At 37.5% G+C, this 26,456-nt stretch carries 24 protein-coding genes and 1 pseudogene; 10 read left to right on the top strand and 15 right to left on the bottom strand.

Translation table 11 applies throughout. The features are described from left to right. Window positions 1-201: 201 nt before the first annotated feature. The gene (gene acpP / locus ACIR310F_RS0111070) at window positions 202-456 is read right to left on the bottom strand and encodes an acyl carrier protein (protein WP_028083885.1); all 255 of its coding nucleotides are present in this window, start codon (window positions 454-456) and stop codon (window positions 202-204) included. A gap of 213 nt (window positions 457-669) precedes the next feature. Between acpP and ACIR310F_RS0111065 the strand changes: the two genes are divergently transcribed. Then, on the top strand, window positions 670-1,575 hold the full coding sequence (locus tag ACIR310F_RS0111065; RefSeq protein WP_028083884.1) for a CoB--CoM heterodisulfide reductase iron-sulfur subunit B family protein: 906 nt from the start codon (window positions 670-672) through the stop codon (window positions 1,573-1,575). Between the two features lie 158 nt (window positions 1,576-1,733). Here ACIR310F_RS0111065 and def read toward each other — a convergent pair whose 3' ends face one another. From def to ACIR310F_RS0111050, 3 genes are all read right to left on the bottom strand, one after another. Further along, the gene (gene def / locus ACIR310F_RS0111060) at window positions 1,734-2,258 is read right to left on the bottom strand and encodes a peptide deformylase (RefSeq protein ID WP_028083883.1); all 525 of its coding nucleotides are present in this window, start codon (window positions 2,256-2,258) and stop codon (window positions 1,734-1,736) included. A 328-nt stretch (window positions 2,259-2,586) separates the two neighbouring features. After that, on the bottom strand, window positions 2,587-2,718 hold the full coding sequence (locus ACIR310F_RS27335) for a hypothetical protein (protein ID WP_269208358.1): 132 nt from the start codon (window positions 2,716-2,718) through the stop codon (window positions 2,587-2,589). A 47-nt stretch (window positions 2,719-2,765) separates the two neighbouring features. Beyond that, entirely contained in the window at window positions 2,766-4,022 is a 1,257-nt protein-coding gene (locus tag ACIR310F_RS0111050; protein ID WP_028083882.1) for an HhoA/HhoB/HtrA family serine endopeptidase, read from the bottom strand. Window positions 4,023-4,635: 613 nt separating this feature from the next. Between ACIR310F_RS0111050 and ACIR310F_RS0111045 the strand changes: the two genes are divergently transcribed. Continuing rightward, window positions 4,636-4,854: a DUF4327 family protein gene (locus ACIR310F_RS0111045; RefSeq protein WP_028083881.1), complete on the top strand. Its 219-nt coding sequence runs from the start codon at window positions 4,636-4,638 to the stop codon at window positions 4,852-4,854. Between the two features lie 205 nt (window positions 4,855-5,059). Beyond that, window positions 5,060-5,677, top strand: coding sequence for a Uma2 family endonuclease (locus ACIR310F_RS0111040; RefSeq protein ID WP_028083880.1), 618 nt, complete (start codon window positions 5,060-5,062; stop codon window positions 5,675-5,677). Here the strand turns inward: ACIR310F_RS0111040 and ACIR310F_RS0111035 are convergent. The 3 genes and pseudogenes from ACIR310F_RS0111035 to ACIR310F_RS0111025 all read right to left on the bottom strand — a co-directional run bounded on the left by ACIR310F_RS0111035 (window position 5,663) and on the right by ACIR310F_RS0111025 (window position 8,954). Beyond that, the gene (locus ACIR310F_RS0111035) at window positions 5,663-6,919 is read right to left on the bottom strand and encodes an FHA domain-containing serine/threonine-protein kinase (RefSeq protein WP_028083879.1); all 1,257 of its coding nucleotides are present in this window, start codon (window positions 6,917-6,919) and stop codon (window positions 5,663-5,665) included. The two genes, ACIR310F_RS0111040 and ACIR310F_RS0111035, sit on opposite strands and share 15 nt — an antisense overlap. Before the next feature lie 29 nt (window positions 6,920-6,948). Further along, window positions 6,949-7,914: pseudogene (locus ACIR310F_RS22210) on the bottom strand (serine/threonine phosphatase); the annotation flags it as partial. A 455-nt stretch (window positions 7,915-8,369) separates the two neighbouring features. After that, window positions 8,370-8,954 carry an rRNA large subunit pseudouridine synthase E gene (locus ACIR310F_RS0111025; protein ID WP_028083878.1) on the bottom strand — a complete coding sequence of 195 codons (585 nt, stop codon included), beginning with the start codon at window positions 8,952-8,954 and terminating at the stop codon, window positions 8,370-8,372. Between the two features lie 65 nt (window positions 8,955-9,019). Here ACIR310F_RS0111025 and ACIR310F_RS0111020 point away from each other — a divergent pair, with 65 nt between their 5' ends. The 3 genes from ACIR310F_RS0111020 (at window position 9,020) to ACIR310F_RS0111010 (ending at window position 13,464) form a co-directional block, all read left to right on the top strand. Beyond that, on the top strand, window positions 9,020-9,892 hold the full coding sequence (locus ACIR310F_RS0111020; protein WP_028083877.1) for a phosphodiester glycosidase family protein: 873 nt from the start codon (window positions 9,020-9,022) through the stop codon (window positions 9,890-9,892). 567 nt (window positions 9,893-10,459) lie between these two features. Next, window positions 10,460-12,358 (top strand): molecular chaperone DnaK, encoded by a 1,899-nt coding sequence (gene dnaK / locus ACIR310F_RS0111015; RefSeq protein ID WP_028083876.1) that lies wholly within the window; start codon window positions 10,460-10,462, stop codon window positions 12,356-12,358. A 464-nt stretch (window positions 12,359-12,822) separates the two neighbouring features. Further along, entirely contained in the window at window positions 12,823-13,464 is a 642-nt protein-coding gene (locus ACIR310F_RS0111010) for a hypothetical protein (protein WP_028083875.1), read from the top strand. A 32-nt stretch (window positions 13,465-13,496) separates the two neighbouring features. Here ACIR310F_RS0111010 and ACIR310F_RS0111005 read toward each other — a convergent pair whose 3' ends face one another. The 7 genes from ACIR310F_RS0111005 to ACIR310F_RS0110975 all read right to left on the bottom strand — a co-directional run bounded on the left by ACIR310F_RS0111005 (window position 13,497) and on the right by ACIR310F_RS0110975 (window position 19,740). Beyond that, window positions 13,497-13,922, bottom strand: coding sequence for a HEPN domain-containing protein (locus tag ACIR310F_RS0111005; RefSeq protein ID WP_028083874.1), 426 nt, complete (start codon window positions 13,920-13,922; stop codon window positions 13,497-13,499). After that, entirely contained in the window at window positions 13,919-14,404 is a 486-nt protein-coding gene (locus ACIR310F_RS23660) for a hypothetical protein (protein ID WP_051289574.1), read from the bottom strand. Before ACIR310F_RS23660 ends, ACIR310F_RS0111005 begins: the two co-directional genes overlap by 4 nt. Before the next feature lie 9 nt (window positions 14,405-14,413). Continuing rightward, window positions 14,414-15,100 (bottom strand): hypothetical protein, encoded by a 687-nt coding sequence (locus ACIR310F_RS0110995; RefSeq protein WP_155963761.1) that lies wholly within the window; start codon window positions 15,098-15,100, stop codon window positions 14,414-14,416. Between the two features lie 111 nt (window positions 15,101-15,211). Further along, window positions 15,212-16,492: a vWA domain-containing protein gene (locus ACIR310F_RS0110990; protein ID WP_028083872.1), complete on the bottom strand. Its 1,281-nt coding sequence runs from the start codon at window positions 16,490-16,492 to the stop codon at window positions 15,212-15,214. Further along, window positions 16,489-17,748: a vWA domain-containing protein gene (locus ACIR310F_RS0110985; protein WP_028083871.1), complete on the bottom strand. Its 1,260-nt coding sequence runs from the start codon at window positions 17,746-17,748 to the stop codon at window positions 16,489-16,491. The genes ACIR310F_RS0110990 and ACIR310F_RS0110985 overlap by 4 nt, the downstream gene beginning before the upstream one ends. A gap of 314 nt (window positions 17,749-18,062) precedes the next feature. After that, window positions 18,063-19,046 carry a CHAD domain-containing protein gene (locus tag ACIR310F_RS0110980; RefSeq protein WP_028083870.1) on the bottom strand — a complete coding sequence of 328 codons (984 nt, stop codon included), beginning with the start codon at window positions 19,044-19,046 and terminating at the stop codon, window positions 18,063-18,065. A 289-nt stretch (window positions 19,047-19,335) separates the two neighbouring features. Then, on the bottom strand, window positions 19,336-19,740 hold the full coding sequence (locus ACIR310F_RS0110975; protein WP_028083869.1) for an NIL domain-containing protein: 405 nt from the start codon (window positions 19,738-19,740) through the stop codon (window positions 19,336-19,338). Window positions 19,741-19,800: 60 nt separating this feature from the next. Between ACIR310F_RS0110975 and ACIR310F_RS0110970 the strand changes: the two genes are divergently transcribed. The 3 genes from ACIR310F_RS0110970 to lepB all read left to right on the top strand — a co-directional run bounded on the left by ACIR310F_RS0110970 (window position 19,801) and on the right by lepB (window position 21,742). Next, the gene (locus ACIR310F_RS0110970) at window positions 19,801-20,367 is read left to right on the top strand and encodes a thioredoxin family protein (protein ID WP_028083868.1); all 567 of its coding nucleotides are present in this window, start codon (window positions 19,801-19,803) and stop codon (window positions 20,365-20,367) included. Between the two features lie 222 nt (window positions 20,368-20,589). After that, window positions 20,590-21,099, top strand: a complete 510-nt coding sequence (locus ACIR310F_RS0110965; protein ID WP_028083867.1) for a nucleotide exchange factor GrpE — start codon at window positions 20,590-20,592, stop codon at window positions 21,097-21,099. A 70-nt stretch (window positions 21,100-21,169) separates the two neighbouring features. Next, the gene (lepB, locus tag ACIR310F_RS0110960) at window positions 21,170-21,742 is read left to right on the top strand and encodes a signal peptidase I (RefSeq protein WP_028083866.1); all 573 of its coding nucleotides are present in this window, start codon (window positions 21,170-21,172) and stop codon (window positions 21,740-21,742) included. 197 nt (window positions 21,743-21,939) lie between these two features. On the opposite strand, the gene ACIR310F_RS22200 is transcribed toward lepB, so the two are convergent. Then, window positions 21,940-22,992 (bottom strand): NB-ARC domain-containing protein, encoded by a 1,053-nt coding sequence (locus ACIR310F_RS22200; protein WP_028083865.1) that lies wholly within the window; start codon window positions 22,990-22,992, stop codon window positions 21,940-21,942. 461 nt (window positions 22,993-23,453) lie between these two features. Here ACIR310F_RS22200 and ACIR310F_RS26210 point away from each other — a divergent pair. After that, window positions 23,454-26,456 (top strand): endonuclease/exonuclease/phosphatase family protein (locus ACIR310F_RS26210; protein WP_331271309.1); only part of this gene is annotated, 3,003 nt, incomplete at its 3' end.

Genomic DNA, 26,456 nt, shown 5'->3' with positions numbered 1-26,456 from the left:
GAACAATTAAGAGTGCTGAGTTTCCAGTCAAGTATCCTCAAGTTTTGAGTATATTGTTTTCTCAAAATTAGGACTTTTGGGGTTTTCCTTGAATTTTTACGGTTTAAACACTCAACACTCATGTACCGGCGGGTTTATCCAGTTAATCTGTATACCTGCAAAATATCTCTTTAAACCCGCCCATACTGAACTACAACTTATCTAAGCAGATGCAGCAACGTGACTATTGATATAATCTACTACAGCTTGAACAGTTGTAATTTTTTCAGCTTCTTCGTCAGGAATTTCGATATCAAACTCTTCTTCCAAGGCCATGACTAGCTCAACTGTATCTAGGGAATCAGCCCCTAAATCGTCAATAAAACTGGCTTCTGGTATAACCTTCTCCGGTTTGTCTACACTCAGTTGCTCAATGATAATTTTTTTTACTCTTTCAAAAGTATCTGCTTGGCTCATAAATAAAAGTCCTTAAAAAGTTGCTATGATTTGCTCTCAATGAACAAAGTTTTTTTGGCCATATACATCTTATCGGAAAGAGTGAATCTGAGTATAGGTTCTATCATGAAAACTGAGAATTGAAGATCAGCGGATTTAATAGTCCAACCACCAATCACTACCAATACATAACAAATCCCAATTACCTCTAAAATCTAAATCAAGTATACTTTTATGCCATCCAAAACTCTCAAATACGCCTATTATCCCGGTTGTGTAGCGCAAGGAGCTTGTCGAGAACTGTATTTATCCACTCAATCTCTAACTAAGGCGTTAGGTATTGAACTGATTGAATTGAAAAAAGCCGCTTGTTGTGGTTCTGGTACATTTAAAGAAGATTCGCAATTATTAGAAGACACCGTTAACGCTAGAAATATCGCTTTAGCGGAATCTTTGCATCTCCCCTTACTAACTCATTGTAGCACTTGTCAGGGTGTCCTTGGTCATGTTGATGAACGGTTAAAAGAATGTCAATCTACAAATCCCGATTATCTCAACAAAGTTAATGGTTTACTGGAAAAAGAAGGCTGTTCTCCTTATCGGGGGAGTACAGAAGTTAAACATCTTTTGTATGCTTTGGTGACAGATTATGGTTTAGAGGAAATTTCTGGGCGTGTTAACAAGAAATTAAGTGGATTAAAATGTGCAGCTTTTTATGGCTGTTATCTGCTTCGCGCTCAAAAATCCATGCCTTATGATGATCCTTTTCAACCCGAAGCAATGGAAAATGTATTTCGGGCTGTAGGAGCGACACCTATATATTATCGTGGCAGGACTCAATGTTGTGGTTGGCCTTTGTCTAGCTATGCGACTACAGAATCCTTCCAAATGGCGGGAAATCATATTCAAGAGGCTGTAGCTAATGGGGCTGATTGTATTGTCACACCATGTCCTCTGTGTCATTTGAATTTAGATTCTCGTCAACCGGAAGTAGAAAAAGTTATTGGTCAAAAATTAGGTTTACCAATTTTACACTTACCCCAATTAATTGCTTTGGCTTTAGGTGTTAGTCCTAAAGAACTCGGTTTAGAAAGACATATTGTGTCTACAAAACCGGTTTTAGAAAAATTAGGATGGTGATAGGGGAAAGAGGAGCAGAGCAAGAATATTTTTCATTCCAGTCTCCAGTCCCCAATTAATAGCGGTATGCACTGTAATCAGGTAGATTATAGCCCCCTCCTCGCTTGCGGGGAGGGGGTTGGGGGTGGGGTGGTTGTATCTCACTCACCCAATAACCACTACATTACCAATTTCTGATATTCTTCCTCACTAATTAAATCATGATTATTTTCCACACGATCTAAAAATACTAATCCTTCCAAATGATCATACTCATGTTGAAAAATTCGGGCAATAAAATCAGTTAATTCTTGTTTTTGTAAATTGCCATAACGGTCTGTATATTCGATTTCAATTGTTTGATATCTAGGAACTAAACCCCTAATTCCCGGAACACTTAAACAACCTTCCCAACCCTTGACTATTTCCGAAGAATGGGCAACAATTCGCGGGTTGATCATTGCGGTGGGCTGCATTTCTGGTGCGTGGGGATATCTAGCATTAGGACGGGAAGCGACGATAAATAAACGGTATGATGCTGCTATTTGTGGTGCAGCAATTCCCACCCCATTAGCTTGAGCAACTGAGGTAATTAATTCATCAATCAGGTTTTGAATTTTCTCATCTTGAATATTCTCAACCGCAGCCGCTTTTTGTCCTAATATCGGATTACCTAATTTAATGATTGGCGCAAATTTTAACATTTTCAAATCTCTATATTTTTCTCATATCAAATTTCATTACCACCTAACCGCCTGGGAATAAATTCCCAGTCTCATAGCAAAAGTCATCTCAAGATGACTAAAAGAACTAGAAAATTTTCTGCCTAAATTTAGTTAGTTTACTTTAGTAAACTTGAGCTATTAGCCTGGAAATTCATTTCCAGACGGGTCTGTAAGCCAAACAAATAAGCCACTTATACTGCTAATTCACACAAATCTAGCTCATAATTCCTCACGGGATAACTGTAGAGGATATTTTACAACAAAATTCCAATATTGATTCGCGTCTCATTGCGTTTAGCTTGCCGTTCTAAATCCGCATGAATGTCAAATTTTGTCTAACTTCTGCGGTAATATCTTTACTGGTTTCTACTTGTCCATAAGGTGTTAATAGTTCTGTTAGATATTGTTTTGCCAATTGATCATGTATAAAGCGCGTCATCTGCTTTTAATTCTGAATATCCTGATTCTGACAGTTTTTAAGGAATTTTATTCCTTGTTCACTGGTAAAGGTGCGGGTTTAACTAAAACTTGAAAAATTCTGCTATTACGCTCTACTTGCACTTGTAAAGGAATACCAATTTTACTATTTTCTACTAGTTTTTGCACTTCATCAACTTTCAAAACTGGTTGATTATTAATACTTTTAATCACGTCTCCTGGTCGTAGTCCAGCAATAGCTGCGGGTGAGTTGGGAACAATTCTAACTAATAAAATTCCCTGATTTGCGGCTAAATTGATTCTATCACCAAATCTAGTAGTTATTTTTTCCTTGACTTCCGGTGTGAGTGTTACCATTTGTATTCCCAAATAAGGATGATCAACTCTACCTTTAGTAATTAATTCTTCGGCAATTTTTTGGACTGTATTAATAGGAATAGCAAATCCTAAACCCTGAGCGCCTTGAATAATTGCTGTATTCATGCCAATAACTTCACCACGGGCATTTAATAATGGTCCACCGGAGTTTCCGGGGTTAATTGCTGCGTCTGTTTGCAGATAATCAACGCGCTTATCACTCGCACCAATATCACTACTAGAACGATCTGTGGCGCTGATAATTCCAGAGGTGACAGTATTATTTAAACCCAAAGGATTACCAATAGCAATCACAGCCTCTCCTGGTTGTAAGGTGTCAGATTTACCTAGGGCTAGGGTGGGTAATTTATTCGCATCAATTTGAATAACCGCCACATCCGTGACTGCATCCTCTCCTAATACTTTACCTTTAAAAGTTCGGCCATCTTTAAGAGTAACTGTAACTAAATCAGCACCGTCTACAACATGAGAATTGGTGAGAATTTGTCCAGATGAATTAATTATAAACCCAGAACCGCTACCTCTTTCTACTCTTGCTCTGGGTTGTGATGGAATTACATTACCAAAAAAGCCGCGAAAAAAGGGATCAGAAAATTCGTCAGGAACTTGAGTAGTAACGGTTCTAGTTGAATCAATGCGAACTACAGCATTACCGGTTTTTTGGACTACTTTAACGACAAAGTTAGGATCTCCAGAGGAGGAAAAGATCGGAGGAGGAGCAATTTCTGGTTTGGGTACGGTGGTTTTTTCCCCTTGGTCGTTACTGGTTTCTACGGAGGTGGTTTTCTTCAAACTGTTGCAACCTCCCAGCATGAAAACGATTACACCACAGGCTGCAATCCATTTTTTTCCCTTATTTGCCAATTTTTGCCCTAAAAACCCGGTATTAATATTTTTAGCCACAATAGTTTGATTATTGATTTTCATCGTCTTTCTGCTCAAAAAATATTGAAGGTAAATTGCTAAGTTTATCAGATCATCAAGCTTCCGACCCTAATTCTCTGGACGTACTCAGGACATGAGGCCTCACCCCAACAAATTCTTTCAGGAAAAGGCAACTTTTGGTACAATCTTAAAAACAACTGTATCTAAAACACTTGCCATTATCCCATAGATATGTTGTAATATGTTAAGAATCAAAATAAACAAAATATATGCAGCTATCCAGCCGCAAAGATGAACAAACTGGTTAACTATCTTTCACACAAAACATTTTTTATTCCATTCCTGCCAACAACTACAACTAAATTTGAAAAATTCGTGTCAATCTTCTCTAACTGCGTTATGATAACTATCACAGGACTAAAAACCTTGTAGACTGCATATCGTCACTACTATTTGCCTAATTGGCCTTTAGTGGTAGTAATTACCGTACAAAACCGAATTCTCAAGCAATTTACACTTCACCAGTTATGGTACAATAAAAAAGTTAGAACTAGCTTTGCCAAACCATAATTGCTCCACGCACAGGTAATAATTGCTAGTGGAAAACTGTTTTAATCAAGCATTTACACACAAAAATCTGAAATATACCAAGGTTATGATTCAGCAAGTAATTCACCCAATGGTGAAATTGCAACGCAACGTGCAATCACTCATAGAATCCAATATTATCAAGTCCGATGATAAAATTTGGAAAATTGCCTTACTTTATGGCGATGAGTGGCAATATTGGAAACAAGAGTTGTTAGACTTTGGATTTAGCACTCAAGATCCAATTAGCGATTTATTAGCGGTAGAAACATGGGACGACGAATAAATATTTATTGTATACCAGTTATTTCTCTGTAATAGATTCAGGCGCAAATACTCCTACCTGTAGCATAGCAATGGGCTTGCGTCCCATTGTCCTTGCTTTAATGGTGGGTGAAATTAGCCACAATTCTATTATAGATTTAGCACAATAAAAATAGACATTTCAGTATCCTAACATACTCAGGCATCTTGATGAAGGCAGATAAATTATGGTTCAAGCCTTGTCAAAAACCAAGTTAGTAACCTTTGAGGAGTTTATTAAATGGAAACCAGAAGGCGGATTTTATGAACTGCATGATGGGGAAATTATCGAGATGAACCCACCATTAGGAAAACACGAAAGCAGAACAGGGTTTTTGTCCAGAAAACTGACAGTTGAGTTTGACCGATTAAATCTTCCCTATTTTATTCCTAAACAGGCACTAGTTAAACCACCAACAACTGAATCAACCTATTGTCCAGATGTTTTGTTGATAGATTCCACTAACTTAGTTAATGAACCGTTATGGGAGAAAGAGTCAACTGTTATCCAGAGTGATTCCGTACCATTACTTATTGAAGTTGTCAGCACAAATTGGCGAGTTGATTACTATAGAAAATATAGTGACTATGAGGAAATGGGAATTAAAGAATACTGGATTGTTGATTATCAACCTTTTGGCGCTTCTAAATTCGTTGGTGAACCAAAAGAGCCGACTGTATCAGTTTGTTCTTTAATCGGTGATGAGTATCAAATAAAGCAGTTTAGAGACAATGATCAAGTAATTTCACAAGTTTTCCCTAAATTGAACCTCACCGCTAACCAAATTCTTCTATCTGCTGACTGATTTTAATGCTTGAGCTAACTCTTGTGCGGTATGATAACGACGCGCGGGTAAAGGTTCGGTAACGCATTCAATGACCTGTCTTAACTGATTAGTAATGGCGGGTATACCTTTAACATCAAAGCGAAAATTTCGCCCCTGTTGACGATAGAATTTTAAAGGATTTTCCCCAGTTAATAAAAAAATGAGCGTTGGACCAATAGCATATAAATCAGATTGGGTAAGAGGTTGTCCGCGTTCCTGTTCAGGGGCGCAATAACCCACAGCGCCGATTCTTGTCCCCGGTTTTGTGCCAATTTCCTTGACAGCGCCAAAATCCAAAACCACAATACTATTATTACTACCTCGCACCATTAAATTAGCTGGTTTAATATCCCTGTGAATTAGTGGCGGTTCTTGGCCATGAAGATAATCTAGAATATCACAAGTTTGTACCATCCAGGCGATCGCTTGTGGAGGTGTCACAGGTCCGGTTAACGAAATCCGTTTTTCTAGATCTTGTCCGTGAATTAATTCCATGGCCAAGTATTTTTTACCATCTTCCACAAAGAAATCATAATACTTAGGAACTCCCTCATGATTAAGGTATTTAAGAATACTTGCCTCTCTTTCAAATAACTCTCGTGCTTTGGGAATTTTTGCCATATCAGCATTCATTTCTTTTAATACCAGCAATTGTGTTACATTAGTAGTCTCACCTATAGCATCCCAAGCTAAATAGGTAGTACCCATACCACCTTTTCCCAAAGTACGTATGATTTGATAATGGCGAATAGTCTTTTGGACGAGAATGGGTTGGCCACAATGAACACAAAATACATTTCCCGGATCATTTCCCTCATGGGTGCAACGAGAACCGGAAGATAAAGGTTTTATAACCTGATTAATTTCCCCAGCCAGGGACGATAAAGGGGGAGTAATTACGGGGGATAATTTCTGAATTTGCACCTGGATTAAAGGTCCACCTATCGCCAATTGCAGAAGAGAATTATCTGTGAGTATAGACTTGGTAATTAAACTACCATTCAGGAAAGTGCCATTAGTACCTTGACTAATGATTTCCCAATTACCTCCCTGGGGATTAGTAGTAGATCTTAGTTCTAAATGATACCTAGAAACAGAATTATCACTCAAGACAATGTGATTATCTACCGCTCGACCAATGCGAATGACGGTAGAATCTTGAAAGTGCCACTGCTGGAGCGGTGTTTTTGTGATTTTTTCTAATAGAGTTAAAGTAATCACAATACAGCCTAAAACCTCAGAACAAAAAACTAAATTGATGACAAACCGGGTTGAGATGGAGATACTTTTACTCGTACAAGTATAGCCGTAATGTTATCATGACCATTATATTCATTGCCCAACTCAATTAAATCTTGAATACCCATTTCTAAGTCACTATCATAACTCAATAAAGGTTGAAGATGAGTTTGCCAGTGAGTTTCTAAGCATTCATTATCTGATAAACCATCTGATACCAACAGCAGAAGCATATTTTCATGAATATCAAAAACAGATACATCGGGATGGAGGTAATCTTGATCACGTGGACCAAGAGCCTGGGTGAGTTGGTAAGCATCGGCACGGCCATAAGCTATAATTGGTTCTACACCCCTGGAAATTTCCCGTTGAGCGACTTCATGATCTATAGTTAATTGTACTAATCCTTCCCTGTGAGTTAGGCAATAAAGACGACTATCTCCCACATGAGCGATCGCTGCTTGATGATCCTGAAGTAACAACATTACCAAAGTAGTACCCATGCGCCCCATTCCCGAACGGGCTTGTTGTTGATTCAGGTCATAAATGGCTTGGTTAGCTAAATAAACTGCCTCTTTAATACTTTCTTGTGTAGGTAATTCCGCGCTAGTCCAAGTTTCTTGGAAGTATTTACGGATAGTATTCACAGCCAATTTACTGGCCACTTCACCTCCTGCATGACCACCCATACCATCACAGAGAATATACAAACCCGTCTTTGTGAGAATAGCACCTTCTGGTAATTCTTGTTTGTGAACTTTGCTATCAATAGCAAAATAGTCTTCATTATGATTTCGTTGACGACCAGTATCAGTATATGCCGCATATTCCCAACTAATTAACGAAGGGTATAGCAGTATATTTGTCATCTGATCACTGACAATTCTGTCCTCCGTTTCATGGTCTAAGTCTAATTGCAAGATAGTCATGGAAGAATCCGGATTTTCTCCAGACGATACTTCCACCGTATCCGTGGATATTTCTGACATAGACAACAGAGAATAAGTAGTTTCTGATTGTGTCAGAATTTGCATCTGTTCAGACTGAATATCTCTTAACGGTATATTCCCATCGTAAAAACGATTTGTATCTGATACAATATCGTCATTAGCATCAAAGCGGATTTTATCAGTTAGGGAAGTGCCACAATTTTGACAGAATTTATTATGATCAGAGTTGGGAAATGTACACTGGGGGCAAATCAGCATCATAGAAGTTCCTTGATTTTCCTGTTTCAGGAATCAATTGGCATTGATAATATATAAGATAATACTGGTATTTTACCTAAGGGCAAAATTCACAAAAGCTTGATTCCTAGATTGGTTTCAGGTAGGTTCACCTAGTGTGCTATAGGCACAAACCCTTGGGTTTTACTGCGCTCAACCCAACTTATAAAAGATAGCGAAGGTATTGAGTATGACAGTAGATTAATTTACTTTTCCGGTGCATAATTAAGCCTAGTGAGTTCTGTGGGAGTAAGTTCTCGCCATTGTCCTGGTGCTAAATCATGTAATTGAATATTAGCAATACTCACCCGAATCAATCGCAAAGTTGGAAAACCCACAGCGGCCGTCATACGACGAACTTGGCGGTTTTTGCCTTCAGTGAGGGTAATTTCCAGCCAAGCCGTGGGAATACTTTTACGAAATCTAATGGGGGGAGTACGTTGTGTCACCGATGGTTCTTCTAACAATAACCTAACTTGGGCGGGGGCGGTGCAATAATCTTGAATTTTCACTCCAGTTTGTAACTGATTAATTGCATCCAAGGTAGGAATGCGTTCCACCTGCGCCCAATAGGTACGTTGATGACCAAAGCGGGGATGAGCGAGACGATGCTGGAACTGTCCATCATTTGTTAACAATAGTAGTCCTTCACTATCCCAGTCCAAACGCCCCACAGGATAAACGTCGGGAACATCTATATACTGTTTGAGAGTGATATGTTGAGGACTTTCTTGAGTAAATTGGCTCAGGACTCCATAGGGCTTGTGAAAAATGATATAGCAATTATTCATAAAATATAGGAGTCAGGAGTCAGAAACAAGAAGAAAGAAGAAATCAGAGTTAATAAAAATCAATTATGCCAATTAATAAAATCAGCCGTAGATCCTTTCTCTTTCTTAGTGGAGCAACCTTAGCACAGGGATTAACAATCACATTACCCAGTTACGGCCAAGCTGTACAGGTCAGCAAAAGTCAAATTAATGGTATCCCTTTTTATCAGACCATAGTTGACCTCACAGATCCAAAAAACTTAATCACAATGGGTTTAGCCAAAAATGCCAGCTTTGCTAACACAATTCAAAAAACCAGTGGTGATGAAGAATTTAATAAATTAGTGCTGCGTTATGGGGCTACAGTAGTAGCCAACGGCACATTTTCCGCCAAAAATCCCCAAAAAACAGTTATGGGTAACATGGTAGCAGGGGGAAAATTTCTCAAATACCGTCCTTGGGAAAACTTTGGTACTACTCTGGGGTTAGGAATTGGCAACAAACCGGAAATAGTCACAGCAAGAGCAGACGGTAGACCAGAATGGAATAAACATTGGTTTTCCCTAACTGGTGGACCGAGACTATTGCGACAGGGGGAAATTTGGCTCAACCCCAAAATTGAAGGTTTTAAAGATCCCTCTGTGTTGGGTAATAGCAGTCGAACAGCCATTGGTTTTACCAAAGATGGTACAAAGCTTATTTTAGCGAACTTTGAAATCGCTCTCTCTTTACAGGAAGAAGCGGAGGCAATGAAAGCCATAGGTTGTTACGAGGCCATGAATTTAGATGGTGGGGCTTCTAGAGCCTTAGCCACCAAAAATACTATTTTAGTTCCTCCCAGTGGATCTTTAACTAATGTAATTGTCATTTATGATGCCACTAATCCTGCTCCTGCTGATTTACAACAGGCATGGTTGAGGTTTCAGAAGGGAGAACGCCCTGCTATACCCACTTCATAAAATCAGGTAAGTAGGTGAACGGAAAAAAACCGACATCAGTAACGAAAAGTAAAGTTGCCCAAAACCTCTTCCCAGTTAAGAGTTAAGAGTTCCCTTGTCATAACGACAATTTTTCACGCCAACCTACTTAATTACCAATTACCACCCCTGAATACAGATTGAGGGGTATAATTTTCTCTCTTTAATTCCTAATTTTTAACTCCCCACAGGGCTTGACGGCAAATACGACTATAAAGTTACGGTTCACCCCAATTCCTGAAAGTATTAATTCTCATACATTAGTCAATGTGAACGCACATTAATCCATGAGATCACTAGACATAATTTATAAAATTCACTGTTCCCTTAACGGTTCGGTAAACCACCCTTAGGCATATGGCTACCACTAAGTTTATATGATAAAAGCCTAGTTTGGGGTTTAATTCCCAGCAGAGCCTAACCCAATTGATTGCCATTGACAATTAGTTAATGCAATTTTATCAAAAAAGAATTCAGTAGTGTTCTGATGCTCTTTTTTTATATTCCCTCTCATTCATTTAGTAATTTTATACGGAGTAAAAAACCAAAATGGCAAAAGTAGTTGGAATTGATTTAGGTACGACTAACTCCTGTGTGGCAGTAATGGAAGGTGGTAAACCCACAGTTATCGCTAATGCGGAAGGTTTTAGAACAACACCCTCTGTAGTTGCCTTTGCTAAAAATGGTGATAATTTAGTTGGTCAAATCGCTAAACGTCAAGCGGTAATGAACCCCGAAAATACTTTTTATTCTGTAAAACGCTTTATTGGTCGTCGTTATGACGAAATCACTAATGAAGCTACAGAAGTTTCCTATAAGGTTCTTGGTAGCGGTGGTAACGTGAAAGTAGATTCTCCTGGTGCTGGTAAACAATTTGCTCCTGAGGAAATATCTGCCAAGGTTCTCCGCAAATTAGTGGAAGATGCTAGTAAGTACCTGGGGGAAACTGTTACCCAAGCAGTAATTACCGTTCCCGCTTATTTCAATGACTCCCAACGTCAAGCCACCAAGGACGCTGGTAAAATCGCTGGTATTGAAGTATTACGGATTATCAACGAACCTACGGCTGCTTCTCTAGCTTATGGTTTTGATAAGAAGAGCAATGAAACTATCCTCGTATTTGACTTGGGTGGTGGTACTTTTGACGTATCTGTACTGGAAGTTGGTGATGGTGTATTTGAGGTATTATCAACCTCTGGTGATACTCACTTAGGTGGTGACGACTTCGATAAAAAAATTGTTGATTTCTTGGCGGAAAAGTTCAAAAAAGATGAAGGTATTGACCTCCGTAAGGACAAACAAGCTTTACAACGTTTAACAGAAGCGGCAGAAAAAGCTAAAATTGAACTTTCTAGCGTTACCCAAGCGGAAATTAACCTACCATTTATCACCGCTACCCAGGACGGACCAAAGCATTTAGATACAACTCTGACTCGCGCCACTTTTGAAGAACTCTGTTCTGATTTAATTGACCGTTGCCGCATTCCGGTGGAAAATGCTCTCAGAGACGCGAAATTAAATAAAACCAATATTGACGAAGTTGTTCTCGTTGGTGGTTCTACCCGGATTCCTGCTGTTCAGGATGTGGTTAAGCGGGTTTTAGGTAAAGAACCTAACCAAAGCGTTAACCCTGATGAGGTGGTAGCTGTTGGTGCTGCTATTCAAGCGGGGGTTTTAGCAGGTGATGTTACAGGTATCTTATTGTTAGATGTAACACCATTGTCTTTGGGTGTGGAAACCTTGGGCGGTGTCATGACTAAGATTATCCCTCGTAACACTACAATTCCCACCAAGAAATCAGAAGTGTTCTCTACTGCTGTAGACGGACAAACTAACGTGGAAATTCACGTTCTCCAAGGTGAGAGAGAATTTGCTAATGATAATAAGAGTTTAGGTACTTTCCGTTTGGATGGTATTCCTCCTGCTCCCCGTGGTGTTCCCCAAATTGAAGTTACCTTTGATATTGACGCTAATGGTATTCTCAACGTTGCGGCTAAGGATAAGGGTACTGGTAAGGAACAGTCTATTAGTATAACAGGTGCTTCTACTCTTGACAAGAATGATGTAGAACGCATGGTGAGAGAAGCTGAGAAAAATGCTTCTTCTGATAAGGAGCGCCGTGAAAAAATTGAACGCAAAAACCAAGCCGATACTTTAGCTTATCAAGCAGAAAAGCAGTTACAAGAATTGGGTGATAAAGTCCCCGCTGCTGATAAGACTAAGGTTGAGGGTTTAGTTAAAGAAGTTCGGGACGCTATAGCCAAGGAAGATGATGCTCAAATCCAGAAATTAACACCAGAACTGCAACAAGCTCTGTTTGCTATTGGTAGTAATATCTACCAACAAGCTGGTGGTGATGCTGGTGCTGCTGGCGCTCAATCCCCCGGTGGTGGTCCTGCTCCCTCCGGTGATGATGTCATTGATGCTGATTTCACCGAAAGCAAGTAGTTTTACTAGGGTCATGGCGATGTGGCTCTGACTTAATTAATACCCACCAGTAGTAAAACTGAGTGGGTATTATTTTATGCCAACTAATTTATAAGAAGATAGTTCTTCCTTATCAACTTCATGATAACAAATTTAAAAGCAAATGTCAACCCCTTGATCTTCTTTATTGGCGTTTTTTAGGTTAAAATAGACCACACACTTTAATCAGGTGATTAATCATGACAAAATCTACACTGCAAAGGGTTGTCCGTCGTGGTCGAGTATTTCCCGAAATTCAGTAGTAGGGTGCGTCAGACTGTATAAATACTGCAAATAAAATGATATCTGGCGCACCCTACCAATGTGACACTTGCGTAAGCCCTAATTTAGAATAAAATAGCCCTGAAGGATACCTAAAAAGTAATCAATTGTAAAAATAAACTTTTTCTCCCAACTAATTATTAAAAGTAACAAGGTAAATAAAGATCGCTTACAGTGATTTTAAATTAAGTGAAATTATCCAAAAATTTGAATTGACATTAAATGAAGTATCAGGATTATTTGGAGATATACCGGAGGAAGAACCTAGTAATTTACTAACAACAATCCTCAAGGAGAATGTTGATTTAGCAGTTTCAATTAATACTGAAAAAGCCCGTTCTGAGATGATAATTAGTCCAATTTTACTTGAAGTAAGAAGAAAGTTAAATAATGAAATCAGTTTATTTTCGGGAGTAGATTTTAATGTTGATAATCAACAAGGTTTAAATGGTTTTTGTGATTTCCTAATTAGTCTTTCTAAAGAACAGCTTTTTGTTCGCGCACCTATAATTACATTGGTAGAAAGTAAAAATGAAAACTTGAAATTAGCTTTGGCTCAATGTATAGCTGAAATGTTGGCTGCTCAATTGTTTAATGAACAAAAACAAAATGCGATTAAGATTGTTTATGGTGCTGTAACTATCGGTACTATTTGGCAGTTTTTGAAGTTAGAAGATAAAACTATTTCTATTGATTTAACTGAATATTATATTAAGGAGGTGAAAAAGATTTTAGGAATTTTAATCAGTGCAATAATGTTATCAACTCACAAACAATTCATAAATAACAATCCTGTAAATCCTTAAATCCTGGACATCCTGATTCTGACAAAAAAATCCTATGGTTTTTGATTACTGCTAAACTTCTGTAATAACTGAACTACTTTTTTTGCATCCACAATAGCTATTTTCGCTTTAGAAATGAGATTAAAAGAAACCATATCTTGATAGTCAACTTCAACTCTGTATTCTCGTAAACGCTCTAAAATGATTCCTAACTTATTAAAGTCACGTTTTTTACTATTCCGTAATTCTTCAATTACATAGTTATGCACATTAAACTTAAGAGTTTTTAAATTACTATATCCTTCAAAATCTCTTAAGTAGTTTCTAGTTAAACAAAAAGCGGAGTAATACGCTCTACTAATACAAGAACGTACTTTAGCTTCATTAATTGATGCACTATTTGCTTGATTTGAGGTACTAATTACTTCATTATATAAAGTTTCTGCAACCTCTAAATAATTTGACCAGTCGAATTTCATTCAAAGTCCAAATGAATACAAAGATTTACAGCAACGCCTGATGAAGCATCTATCCACCAATTTTCATCAAATTCCTCTAGTTGATTTAAGGCTTCATCAACAGATTCTGGATTAGTAAAAATAGAAAGTACGAGTTTTTCCCATTGAGGATATTCAGGATCAGAAAACAATTTTAATCTTAATTTCTCAGTTGGGAAATACTTTCTTATTTGTGGATATGCTTCTAGAATAACATCTATCAAATTTGCATGATTTTGCAAAAATCTGTTGACAGCAAGAATGTTTTCTATTGTGTAGAATTTAGAAACTATACCGAACTTATCAGATGGTTTAGCATCTTCTGTCAGCCAGTTTTTTTCTTGATATGTTTTAGGAAATTGAATATACCAATCATCGGTATATTTTTTTTCAGTTTGAACAAGTGTATGAGCTAAAAAATTAGTTTTGAGTAGATTTTGATTTTCTGAATTTATGAGCAACATTGTGTCTCCTTACTTTGAACTAGAGTTAGGATCTAAATAAACGACATCAGCTTTATTTAGCATAGCTTGAATGACTTTTGCTTCTATTAGAGACTGAGATAATTGTTCTTGTAACTTTTTTACATCGCTTGAATCTAAGGCCACATAAAACTCTTTTGAACCGCTTGCATCTTGATACGCAATTTTTAAAGTATGAACTACTAAAGCGCCAGCAATTCCTTCTTTTTTTTCTGCTTTGAAAACGGGTCTGACATCTGTAATTATCCGGGAATTTAAGAATATGCTATCATACTCTTGTAACAAAATTAGCGCTTGAGAAGAAATACTAATAGATCCATCAATTGCCAATATTTTAGTTAGTCTTTGTTTAAAATGTGCTAATTCTTCGGCAGATAATTGTGAAAATGCGTCATCACTGGAAACAGCATTAATTAACCCTGTAATTATTTCAGTATTTTTAAGGTTTCCTTGGATGCGAAGCGAGTAAATTGAATGAATAGCTCTTAATATCTCTTGCAAATCATTAATAGAGACTTCCTCTATTTTTGGAGAAATTTCCAATACTAAACTATCTATATCTACAAAAGGATGAACTTCTGTTATTGCACTCACTAGGCGATCAAATAGAGGTTCATCAATTTTTATAATTAAAATAATCCCGAATTGATATTGTTGTGGAATTTTGAAACTTTTCATTTTCATTAAAGTTGATATTTTTGATCTTCTAAATTAATCTATATTTAGACTAGCATCAAAACCCTTGATTTTTTACATTCTCAAGGGCAGGCTTTTGAGCCTACCCCTAGACTATTCTTTCAAAACTGTTTTTGATGCGATTCTCGTCTTTTTCTGATCGCTTTTTGAAAGTTCTCCACCAACTTGTAAGCGAGTAGCAGAGCATTGTAACACCGTTACTGCACTGCTATCACCGATTTGTAAAGCGGTATTAGCAGCAGTTTGTAACATTGTCGCTGCACCTTTCGCGTCGCCTAGTGCCAATTTTGCCTCAGCCAATTGAGTTTGACGATATTTAGCTAAGAGTAAAATTGACTGTAACACCTGAGAATTGAGAGCGGGTTCGTAAGATTTGGTGAAATTAGCATATATTGGTGTTAGAGGGGAGAGTAAACCCTGTTTATTCAAAGATGGGTCATCATAACGAATTTGGATATGGCCAATGACCTGTTTCCCCGCTGGCAATTGTCCCAGATAAATATTCGCTAAAACTACTCGTTCCACATCTTTCATTAAATCCCCCAACCGTAACACTAAAGTTCCATTAGTATCGGTTTCTACTGATAACTCAATAGTATCTGGGGCTACTTGGGCTATGGGTTTAAGTTCTGCTAACCGCACGCTGGGAACGAAAGATAGGAGTAAATGGGCATTTGTTAATCCTACTAACTGCACCCGACGAAACAACCTGGCAAATTGGGTCACAGCTTGTTCAGGATTCTCGATATAAGCTAGAGTACCACCACCTGCATCAGCGATTTTCTCCAGTAAATTTTGATTCCAGTCATCACCAAAACCCAGGGTGTTAATTGTGAGATTTAGTTTAGCGGCTTTTTTGGCTAGTTGTAAACAACGTTTATTGTCATTGGGTCCAATTTGCCATTTCCAGATTTGTAGCCCCTTATCCCCCTGGCCATCTGTCAGTAGGAAAGCTTGGGAAACAGCGCCTTTTGTGCCTTTAAGTAGTTCTGTGATCCCTAAAGACAAACCTTCAGCAATGACTGTACCGCCAGCAGCCTTTAGCTTGACTTTAAGCTGGGTTTTGATACTATTCCTATCGCTGACGATTTGATTGGGGATAATGACCCTCGCAGTGCCAGCAAAAGCGACAACTGAAATGCGATCGCCTGGCTTTAATTGATCCAATAATTGTTCCACGGCTTGCATCACCGTATTCATGGGTTCACCAGACATAGAACCACTTTGATCGAGAATCAAGCACAGATTTAAGGGCAAAGTTTGTTCAAATCCAGCCGGAATTGCGGAAATAGAAATTGAGAGTTGACGTTGATTACTTACTTGGGCGGCATCAACGTTAGTATCATTTAAAACCGATATTAGTTTAACTTTCATTGAGGGGAAGCATCTTGCAAAACAGTTTTTGAGACAATTCTGGTTTTTTTGCGATCGCTTTCTGATAACTCTTCCCCTGCTTGCAAGCGTGTAGCTGAAACTTGCAAAACCGTTGCACCATTATTATCACCCATTTGCAAAGCAGTTTTTGCGGCTGTTTGTAACATCGTCGCAGCGCCAGCCCGATCACCTTGCTGTAATTTCGTTTCGGCTAACTGGGTTTGACGATATTTGGCTAAAGCTAAAATCCACTGTTTTACCTGGGGATTTAGTGCTGGTTGGTAGTCCCTGGTGACATGAGCGTAAATTGGTACATTAGGGGAGTATAGCCCGATGGGGTTATTGTGGGCGGGGTTATCGTAGCGAACTTGAATATTAGCGATCGCCTGTTTACCTTCTGGCAATTGTCCCACATAAATATTAACTAAAACCACCCTTTCCACGTCTGTCATTAAATCACCTAATCTCACCCCCAATCGGCCATCACTTTCTGTTTGTATTGGTAAATCTATAGTATCTGGAGACACTTGGGCAATAGGTTTCAGTTCTGCTAACCGGACATTTGGCATCAGTGATATTAACAGATAAGCGTTAGTCAATCCTACTGTTTGCATCCGATTGAACAATCTCCCAAACTCAGTTACCGCCTGATCTGGTTGTTGAATATAAGACAAAGTACCCATGCCCGCATCAGCAATTTTCTCTAAAACCTTATCATTCCAATTGTCACCAAATCCTAATGTATTCAGGGTTAAATTATAACTGGCGGCTAATTGGGCAAATTTCAAACAGCGTTCATTATCACCATGTTCATTTTCCCCATCAGTGAGTAAAAATGCTTGAGAAACTGTATCTTGTTTACCTTTAGCCAATTCCTCAATTCCCAAACGCAAACCCTCATCAATAGAAGTTCCACCTTCAGCGCTGAGTTGCTTAATTTGCCTTTTGATTGATTCTGAATCTTTAATTAACTGATTGGGAACTAAAACCTTAGCCCGGTGGTCAAAAACAACAACACTGAGCCGATCTTCGGGACTCAAACGATCTACCAAAAAACAGGCCGCAGTTTTCACAGTTTCCAGAGATTTTCCCCCCATTGAACCGCTATGATCGAGAATTAGGCATAAATTCAATGGTACAGCCTGATCTATAGTTTCACCACTGGCAGAAACAGAAATTGCTAATTGACGTTGAGTGCTGATTTGATTTGCATCTACAGCACCATCATTAAGGGCCAGTTGTAAATTAACTTTCATAATTTCAATTTCCTATCTAGTCTACACATACACAATTTTATAGATAATTTCATCAGGCATCTTCCCGACTACGGAAAACAAGTTAATTAGATATTTAGGGCTTGCTGAAAAAATTGTCTGTGAGGGCAGGGAACTCTTAACAGGGAACAGGGAACAGGGAACAGGGAACAGGGAACAGTTTTAACTGTTGGCGTAATATTCTAGATTGTGGTGAGAACTTTAGTTCTCTCTTTGAGACGTTGCGGAAATTAAGATCAGGGCTTTAGCCCTGACTACAAACAAATCATACTTATCATAAATTAGTATTTTTCTTACTATTTAATATCTGTCAAAATAGGTTGTAATACCACTAAATGTAAATTATATCTAGTATCTGCTTGCAAATAACGCTGTTGTAGTGGTTGCCATTCTTGCCATAATTGATGACGATTTGCGGCTAATAGCGTCTTTAACCCTGGTAATTCCTGATCAAGTTCTGATTTGAAGATATTTTCTAACCACTCGTGTAAAACCATATTATCTTGAATCATGCCCAAGATTTCTTGGATATTTTTAACATCATGAACATAAGCAGCAAAAGACTCACCATATAATTCGGTAAATAACTCCATTTGATAGCGGAGACCTTTAGCTTGTTTCCGCAAACTATGAAGAGTTTCACCTTCTGTTTTTAAATGTTCTTCTAATTGCATTGGTGTCCATTTTGTTTGTATTACTATTTCTGAGTTAATAATTTTAGTTCCAATTAACCATCCAGGATGTAAGCAAAATTGACTAACTTCTGGTGAGAGTAAATCTGGTAATATATAATAAATTGGTACAGATGAAAAACCTTGATAAGTAGGATTTTTTAACCAAGATTCACATTCATTTTTAAAAGATTTATAATTTTCATCTTTAAATGTTTTCTGAACATGAGAAAATGCAATTTCTCGCTGTTTATCCAATTCCGTCAAGGCTGTTTTGAGAATTTCCTGTTCTTTGACAACTAAATGGGGTTGGTAATTTTTTTCCAAAATTTCTTTAAGGACATCTAAATCTCTAAGACCACCTAAAATCCGGGCAAATTTACCAATGTTTTTATCACTAACTGATTTTGGTAAAATTAAATATTTTTCAAATCTACTCACAGCAGTTCTTAACCTTCGCATTCCCACCCGCATTTGATGTACCGCTTCTGGATCTTCGTCTTTTTTAACTGCTTTTTCCCATTTTATAGTTTTTACAAAGTGCTTTTCAATGGCTTGGTGTGCAGTTTCCGCGAGGGTTTTGATTGATGTTTCTGTGGAGGTTTTCATAAGTAAAAACAATTAGCAATATAGTAATTTCAAATAAAATAAGAATCGGGAATTTAAACGCAAATAAACGCAAATTGACGCAGATGAGTTTATAAGCATTGCTGAATTAGTTGCGAAAATCAAAAATTCCCCTTCTCAAATTCTTACTCTTTGCGCCTTTGCGCCTTTGCGTGAGGTAAATTCATACTTTTATTCACCAATGCCATTTTTTTTATACCTCTGTGATCTCTGTGTCTGGAGTAGTCCGTTAATTCAAATAGAATTGCTATATCATAATATTTAAATATCTTTAAAGACTAGTTGAAATAGCCTGTACAGGACAAGTAGAAATACATTGTTCACACACAATACAACGCGATCGCACGAAAGCGAGTTTATACGTTTCTGGATTAATAGTTAGAGCTTCCGTAGGACAAACACCGGTACATAAACCACAATGAACGCATAGATCCTCATCAATGACAATTTCACCTAAACCCAGGGAAACATGAATATGTTGGGATCTCATCCATTCAATTGCTGCATCTAACTGATCAATATCCCCTAATAATTCTACCACCAACTTACCGATTTGATTAGGGGCAACTTGGGCGCGGATAATATTCGCAGCCACATTAAAATCCTTTGCTAGTCGGTAAGTCACGGGCATTTGAATTGCGCGTTTAGGAAAAGTCAGGGTAACTCTTTTTTTCATTAGCTGGGAAAACAGTAAACTAGATGATGATTTGAATTAATAAGTCTTAATAAATTGATTATGAGTACCGAAGCCCCTCTAAATTCTAGTAACCGCCTCAGAAACTTCCTAATTGTCATTGTAGCTACCCTGCTGGGAGTTGCGCTGTTTTTGGGACTCAAGACAGATTCTACCTCAGTTTCCCTGGCAGAATTAGATCAAACTTCTATTCCCTTAGAAGTAGCTGTCAATAACGGAAAACCCTCTCTTGTGGAATTTTACGCTAACTGGTGTACAGTTTGTCAAAAAATGACACCGGACATAGCCAAACTCAGACAACAGTATGATAAAAACCTGAATTTTGTGATGTTGAATGTTGATAATACCAAATGGTTGCCAGAAATGCTCAAATATCGCGTAGATGGCATTCCCCACTTTGTATTTTTAGATAAACAAGGGGAAACCAGAGGCGAAAGTATTGGGGATATCCCCCGCACTATCATGGCCAGTAATTTAGAGGCCTTAATTATGGGCGCTACCCTTCCCCATATTCAAGGTCGTGGCACAACTTCCCAATTTTCCGCCCCAGTCGCAACAGAAACTAATCAAGATGATCCTCGTAGTCACGGTAGCCAAGTTGTAAATTAGGGTTTGTAGCGGGTAAAAGCAGAAAAGATGATCAAATCTTGTGGGGTGGGCATCTTGCCTGCCCTACCTGTGGGCATCTCGCCTGCCCTACTCATGGAAAAATTAAACACTATTAACCTAATCTTGTCAATATCATAGCTATCTTTTTTTGATCATGAGTTGCTACAGTGTTTAGTCTTGAAGCCGATAAAGTATTAAGTATGGTATCTAAAGAGATTTCCCGTGTCTGACTCATCCCCAAAGTATCTAATTAGCCTAGAGGTACGAAATTTACTCGTACAAAAACTCAGCACTCTTGAAAAAGACAATGTTTCCTTACGGAAATCTTTAAAAGAACAGCAAACCCAAACCACAGCCCAAACTAAAGATTTATTCTTAGAACTTTTAGAAGTTGCCGATGCCCTAGAAGCTCTATTATACTATCTAGAGAACAATCCCCACCAGAGTCCAGAATTTACAGCCAGTCTACCTAACTCTATAAGTGCAGTCAATCGCAAGTTTATCGGTATATTAAGAAAACGCCAACTTCTACCTATAGAATTACAAGCAGGAACAGAACCAGATCTTAACTTATGTCGGGTTATTGACCAGGAGGAGAGAACAGATATCCCAGACCAAACAATTACTAAAATCGTCCGTCGCGGATTTTATTGGGGTGAAAAAGTCCTCCGTCCCGCAGAAGTCATTACCGCTAAATCAAATCATGGTAATGAGGAAAAAGATAATGAGTAATTGGAAAATAAAATCGCTTCTGTTCCCTGCAATTCCCTTGTACTCTTACTTACACTGTTAACTATTAACTATGACTCCTGACGAAAGTAATATAAAAGACACTTCTTCACCAGCAAAAATATGGAGTGGTTGGCAGGAAAATTTAGTTTTAATAGCTATTGCCCTGAGTTTAGCACTTTTAATTCGGACTTTTATCGCTGAACCACGCTTAATTCCCTCCGCATCAATGTATCCTACTTTACATACAGGCGATCGCTTGGTGGTAGAAAAAGTATCATACCGTTTTCATCCTCCCAAAATCGGTGATATTGTTGTTTTTAACTCACCACCAGAATTACAAAAACGGGGATATCCTCAAAGCCAAGCCTTTATTAAACGGGTAATTGGTGAACCAGGAGCAGTAATTAGCATTTCCCAAGGACTAGTTTACCTCAACGGTCAACCTTTAATAGAAGACTACATCGCTGAACCACCAAATCTTCCATTTCCAGAAATTCAAGTCCCAGAAGGGGCATTTTTCGTCATGGGAGATAACCGGAATGATAGTAATGATTCTCGCTACTGGGGTTTTGTCCCTAGTGAAAATCTGATTGGCCGCGCCACATTTCGCTTTTGGCCTCTTAACCGCATTGGCGTACTCTAGTTTGGCTTCTACACCCCTCTGGAAATTAAGTCCCGTCTAGGCAATATAATTTGCTACTGCGTGATTGGTGAAATAACCCACGCAGACGGGTTTTGTCTGTGTAGCTATGATTGATAATTTTTAGGGCATGAATAGCATTATACTACAAAAAGTATGATTCAAATCGGGTTACTATAGGTTCATTTTTTATTCACAAATTATAATACAGGTTTTGGTTTAAATTGTTCCATAACGTACTCCATAACTACAGGTTGCAAAGTATATTGACCTGCTTTTTCCTGAATTAAAGAGCGTAAATGTAGCCTTTCTATTGCTTGCCAAAAATGGGATCTAGAAATATGAGGTAATATATTTGCTAAATCAGTAATTGTTGTTAATTGCGACTTAGTTGCCAAATAGTACATGATTTGCTTTTCTAGATCACAGAGACAATTTAACTGTTGTTCTAGCAACCTGTGAAAATGATAGCTGACTAATAGGGTATTCTGTGCTAGATATTTGTTAATATCACCATTAAATAATTTCATGATAGCATTAACAGCAATTTGAATTTTTAAAGGATTATTACCATATAAATTGCATAAATCATATTTTTGTTGTTCTGTCCCCAATAGTTGTTGTGATTGTATCAAGGAAAACGCTGCTTTAAAAGAACCAAACAATCTGAAAGAACGCACTGAGGATGACCAGTTTTCCAGTAAGCTGATTTCAATGGGTTGATTTCGACTGGTGAAAATTAGACAGCTTTGATGATTAGTTTCCGCAATTATTTGGATAATATGATTATATTCGCTATCAAACTTGTCTAAAACTATTTCGATGTCATCCAAGATAATCAGACAACGATAACTACGCAAATAATGGATAATTCGATTAATATTGGGTTTACTTTCCTTGTAATTGGACATCAAAGATAGCATATCAGTAATCATCTCATCAAAAGACAAGATAGTAGGCACAGAACGCCAAAAAACGTAATCAAATTGATCTTGAATTTGTTTTGCTAGTTGGGTGGCTAAAGTTGTTTTTCCAACTCCACCCATACCGAATAATCCCAGTACACGACAACCATCTTGTAAAATCCATGACTGTAATTGTGTCAGTTCTTGGCTATATCCGTAAAATTCTGAAATATCAATTGCAGTTCCCCAGTCTAGAAATTGATTTGCATTTGGTTTTTTTTTGCGTATTTGTGCGTATGCGGGGGGGGGGTAGATATTACTTGAACACTGGTAGTAATTTCTTGCCAATCTAGATTTAATTTACGACACAGTTCTTCAAAGCTTGTATAACTAACAGGTTTACCAGTCAGGAAATTACTAATTGTAGATAGGGACAATCCGCTATCATAAGCTAAAGCTCTTTGGCTGGGGTAGCCATTAAATCTAAGTGCCATATTAACCTGTTGAATACGGTCATTACTTACTTTAATTGACTTTCGCATATTATAAATAATTTACATAGAGACGGCAATAATCCACTTTTTCAGGCAGATTTGACTAAATTTCAGATGTTATGAGTGATATCTTCTCATAATCAGTGCGTCATGTAAATCTATCTTTAGATAGATGACAATGGTTGTTTTGTTTTTTGGTGTCAAAATTAGCTCTCAAGTCAGATGAAGTCAGATGAAGTCAGTGTTTCTCAGTACGGAAGTTAGTACATGGTTTGGTAGATTGGGTATATGCTAATTAAAGTAAAAGAGTGTATCATGAAAAACTTCAAAACTGTACCAAACCATACATCTAAACTCCGTTTTCCTTGGGAAACAATCAATTATCCAGATTTATTGACTAATTTCCTGGAAAATGGCGGATTGGTGGATGATTCTGGATTCAGACTGACTCCCAAGGTGTCGCAAATTACGACACCAGTAGTTTTTGATAGTTCTCAAATCAGTAAGCATGGACAAGTTTCTACTTTAGACAGTGGATTTGTAGATATACAAAAGCAGAAAAGTACAGATAATATCATTCCTTTCTTCGTAACTAATTTACTCGATAACAATATAAATAATAGCCCCTTTTTTACAGCAAACAGAGGGTTAAAAAAATCTACCCCCTTCAATCATAACAACAGTGAATTAGAGCAGTATCAGCCTATTCATGCTGTGGTGAGCAGTAATCTTGGTAATCATGTTGAGAGTGTAGCAGATACAGTTATTAGTAGAACTATTGTTGAGGTTTCTAAAAATCCAGAAACACAGTTAGATGAAACCAAAGTTAAGGATAATCTGACTGTTGTTTTTGCTGAAACTCTTCAAAATAACAGCGAATTGGACTTGTTGGATATCTATGGAATAGTAGATCAAGCCTTACGGGATAGCTATGACTATCTCAGCAAGTTTCGTTTTGATCCAGAGTACAGCCAGAAGTTAGAGACAGCTTTTGGTACTGATTTTAATCGGGAAGTAGCAGATAAGTTATTTAATAATTTTGCTGAAGGGAATTTTACTAATATTCCTACTATCAAGATTGTTAATCGTGGTGCGATTGCTGGGGGAAATGGGGCTTTTTCTGACAATATACAAAAAGTTTATTTGGCTGTAGAGTTTATTAACAAATATGCTAGTAATACGTCCAAAATTACTGATGTATTAATAGAAGAAATTGGGCATTTTGTTGATTCTCAGATTAATGAAATTGATGCAACTGGGGATGAAGGGGATATTTTTTCGGAACTGGTGTTGGGGAATACGCTTAGTGATGAGGCATTGAAAGCGTTAAAAGCAGAAAATGATAAGGTTACTGTTATTAGGGGAAATAATGAAGAAATTGGGATTGAAGAGAATACTGATAACATCAGAGTTGGAACATGGAATCTCTACAGAGATCCTGGTCAAAATGTACCTGGTATTGTAGCAACTGATCAAAAAAAACGTATAAGTCTGATAGCTAAAATTGCTGCTCAGAACGGTATTGATGTAATGGTATTACAAGAGTTTAATTCAACAAATTTTGATAATTCAACAAATTCTTTAGCCCTAAAACAAGAAGTAGCAAATTTTTTAAATCAAACTTTACCTAATACTTGGAATGTTGAAGTTGTCCTCCAAGAATATCCTTATGCTGTAAATCAAAGGTATACCAATCTTGATAATCGTTCTGGCTATCTTATTTTATCTCGAAAAAATATCAGTCTGGGAAATTTACTTTCAACAAATACAGTACAAAACAATACAAATCCATTTGGAATACCATATAAAACGCTAACATCTGGACCACAATTCTATAAAGATGATGAACCAGTGTACTCCGATAATAATCAACAACTTTATCTAAATGCTTGGGTATCATCAGATCCGAAGAAACCTGAGACATACTATCGTCCTCCAATTACATTTACAGCAACAAAAGGAACAAAAGATTACACTTTTTTTACTTGGCATAATGAGAATCCCGCCAATGAACCAAATAGTCCATTTAATAGATTTCATTATCTAATTACAAGAGATACATCGCTTCAAAATAGTAATTCTATGATCCTTGGAGATTTTAATCTTGGTGATACTGCACAAAACCGAGAAATTTGGGGACCCAGAGGTGGCACAAGGCAAGTTTTTGTAGATTACAAAGGTTGGCAAAATAATCACGACCTGATAATGACAAATATTAGTTATGGTTTGAACCCGATCCAACTGTTTGACACTGAAGGACAACAAATACCATATAATTCTTTAAAAAGTGATCATCATTATCCAATATTTGCAGAAATTAATCCTAATTTACCTCAAGGAACAATTACTTATCAAATAAGCAACGGAGTAACAATAACAAATTTAGATGGTTCTAACCCTAACACTACTATTCAACTATCGTCAGATAACCCCGAAAATATTCAAAATATTAATCTTGAACAAAACACTGAAAATAAAGATTGGTTTATCAGTTACAATTATGCTGGCATATCTCAACCACTATTATTTGTTGACGATGCCAATATAAACTTCACAAAAGATGCTACCGGAAAAATAACAGCATTTAAGGTCACACCTCTTAGCGCAACAGATAGACCAGAAGTTTATAGTGCTATGGGAAATGACCAAAAATCTGTTTTATTTAAAGGAGAAACTGATTTTAATGCAGATACACTCACCGCAAAAATTACTGAGACTGGTGATAGTGGTGACTCTGGGTTCAAATTAATTGGTGGAATAGAAGTTAATTTTGAGGGCTTATCATTTGGTGAAGATGCAAACGGTAGTCCTCAACTAAGACTACAAGGTTCAATGCTACTACCCAAAAACCTAGTAGGTGGAAATGGGTTGCTAGTAGCAATTAACGGCAATGATTATATCGGCATTAGTGATAATGGTGTTAGCGTCACAGGTGGGTTTGTAAAACTCCCTGGTGAAACCTCTTTTGTTGTTCTCGGTTTACTAGAAATTAAAGCTTTAGATGCCCAAGTAAAATTCGATTTTACTAATGAAGAAGTCACACTTCAGGGTAAATTTACCATTCCCAGCCTCAAAAACGCCACATTTGATCTACAGGCTGGAAATTACATCAAAGTCAAAAAGACTGCCACTGGTCTTGATTTCTCAATGGTAGCCGATGTTAGTACTTCAAATATTCCTATATTTGGATCATGGGAAATTCAGAATATCAATCTGAATATTAATACTCCCAACAACAATAGCTTTACAGTTAACGCGAAACTGAAAACTCCTGGCAGTCCAATTAATCTAGTATTAGCATTTACCCAAGGTAAACTC

The sequence above is a fragment of the Dolichospermum circinale AWQC310F genome, from assembly GCF_000426925.1.
GTDB lineage: Bacteria > Cyanobacteriota > Cyanobacteriia > Cyanobacteriales > Nostocaceae > Dolichospermum > Dolichospermum circinale.
This window is presented reverse-complemented; position numbering and strand designations above follow the sequence as displayed.